Origin of the sequence: Pseudomonas sp. (genome assembly GCF_037994325.1) — a bacterium.
Lineage (GTDB): Bacteria > Pseudomonadota > Gammaproteobacteria > Pseudomonadales > Pseudomonadaceae > Aquipseudomonas.
Genome location: NZ_JBBNAH010000190.1, coordinates 1 through 1,732, shown reverse-complemented (window position 1 = coordinate 1,732; position 1,732 = coordinate 1). Strand labels below are relative to the sequence as shown.

1 protein-coding gene is annotated in these 1,732 nt (G+C 61.2%); it reads right to left on the bottom strand.

The window, feature by feature from the left end:
• Window positions 1–177: 177 nt before the first annotated feature.
• Window positions 178–1,347 (bottom strand): PQQ-binding-like beta-propeller repeat protein, encoded by a 1,170-nt coding sequence (locus tag AAAB16_RS06320; protein ID WP_340662567.1) that lies wholly within the window; start codon window positions 1,345–1,347, stop codon window positions 178–180.
• Between the last annotated feature and the right edge of the window lie 385 nt (window positions 1,348–1,732).

Below are 1,732 nucleotides of genomic sequence, written 5' to 3'. Positions count from 1 at the left end.
TTTTTTGCGGCGTTGGCCATTTAAAACGCTACGCCTTTCCTGCTAGCCGTCAGCGAGGTTTCCCCATTGTCGACGACAGTGGATTGAGTACTCCCGTCTAGCGAAGATTTGTTCCCCTCTCCCGCTTGCGGGAGAGGGGCTAGGGGAGAGGGCAGAGCTAGACGAGGTCTCAGCCCGCTAACGCTTAAACACCAACAGCGTGCCCCAGCCATACAACATCGCATTCTGTTCGCTACGCGTAACGCTAAACGTCATGCGCGGAATATGTAGGGTGCCGGTGAGCTTGCCGGTTTTTCTCTCGAGGATGCGCAACAGGCTGTTGTCGAAATCAATCGCCAGCAGATTCGCGCCGCTGAATTGCAGCGCATTGATGCCAGGGCTGCCGAGCCCGGTGGTGCTCCACAGTTCATTGCCGGTCAGCGGGTCGATGGCCTGCATCTTGTCGCCCAGTTCGATGTAGCTGAACACCACCGGACCATAAGGCTCGAGGTTGATGTTGGCGTTCTCGTCGTAGCGGTAGGTGGCGAGCGTACTGCCGGTTTTTACGTCGAGGGTGAGTATTTGCGAGCCGAGGCGGTCTTGGTAAAACACCCCGGCGCCAATGGTCAGTTCGCCACTGTCGCCCAGTTGTTGCTGCCAATGTTGTTTGCCGTCGGCCACCCCATAGGCGTGCACGGTGTAGGTCCGGTCGGTTAATAGCAGGGTGTTTTGGTACAACTGCAAGGTGTACAGCTCGTAGCTCGGCGGGGTGATGCGCCAGCGCTCAGTCAGAGTGCGGGTGTCGAGGGCGACGACGTCTTTGTAGTTGTCGATAAACACCAGCAGGTCGCCGGCTACCAGCCAGTCGGTGACGGTGTCTGCCTGCTCGTGCACGCTGACCAGCTTGCCAGTGGTGCGGTCGTGGGAGCGGATGCGGTGGTCAAAGGCTGTCGTGGTGAGGACGCGGTCGCTGGTTACCAGCACATTGGTGATCGGGTCGCCGCCGGCATGGGTCCACAAGGCTTTGCCGGTAGTGAGATCGACGGCATACAGGAAGCCGTTGCCGCTGATGAAGTAGCCGGTGTCATCCGCGCTGGCGCGCAGAATCAGGGCGTCGGTCTGGTCGGTGTAAGCCCAGTTCAGCCAGGTGGGCGCGGGCTGCAAAGCGCTGAGCGTCAGGCGCGAAAGCAGGTTGACGCTGCTGGCGGGCACGCCCTCGACGTTGTCGTTCTCGGCAGGTTCAGAGGGCGCTGTGCAGGGCTTTTCTTGCGCCGTGACCTGCCCGCTGTCGCTGCCGCACAAGAACACTTCGGGTTGGCCGCAGCCGGCCAGCAAAGCCAAGGTAAGAACGAGCAGGCCGATGCGCATCGACGAATCCTTGCGTGGATACCCATCCCATGGGCGACGGCGAAGTGTAAGCGAAAGACTGAGGCAGGTGCTGTGCGCACCTGCGCGTAAGACGCTAGATTCTGGGCCCCCGCCTGCGCGGGGGCGACGGCTGTTTTTGCTATCACTCCCGTCATCCCCGCGTAGGCGGGGATCCAGAATTGCCAGCCGTACGCATTGCCGGGCGTAGCACAGCCCCGCCTTGCACCGCGAAAATCTGCGACAATCCGCCCCCGCCTTTTTTTTGATTGTTGCCCACCCGCCAATGACCGACGCCGCGCCCACCGTTGACACCCTGCTAAAGAACCTCGATCAGGCCCTGGTCGCCGACCGCCATCGCTTGCGCCGCCAGTTGCATGAACTGCGC

What these genes read in the sequence shown, in the direction of transcription:
- AAAB16_RS06320 (WP_340662567.1), bottom strand. Translation starts at nt 1,347, where the DNA reads ATGCGCATCGGCCTGCTCGTTCTTACCTTGGCTTTGCTGGCCGGCTGC.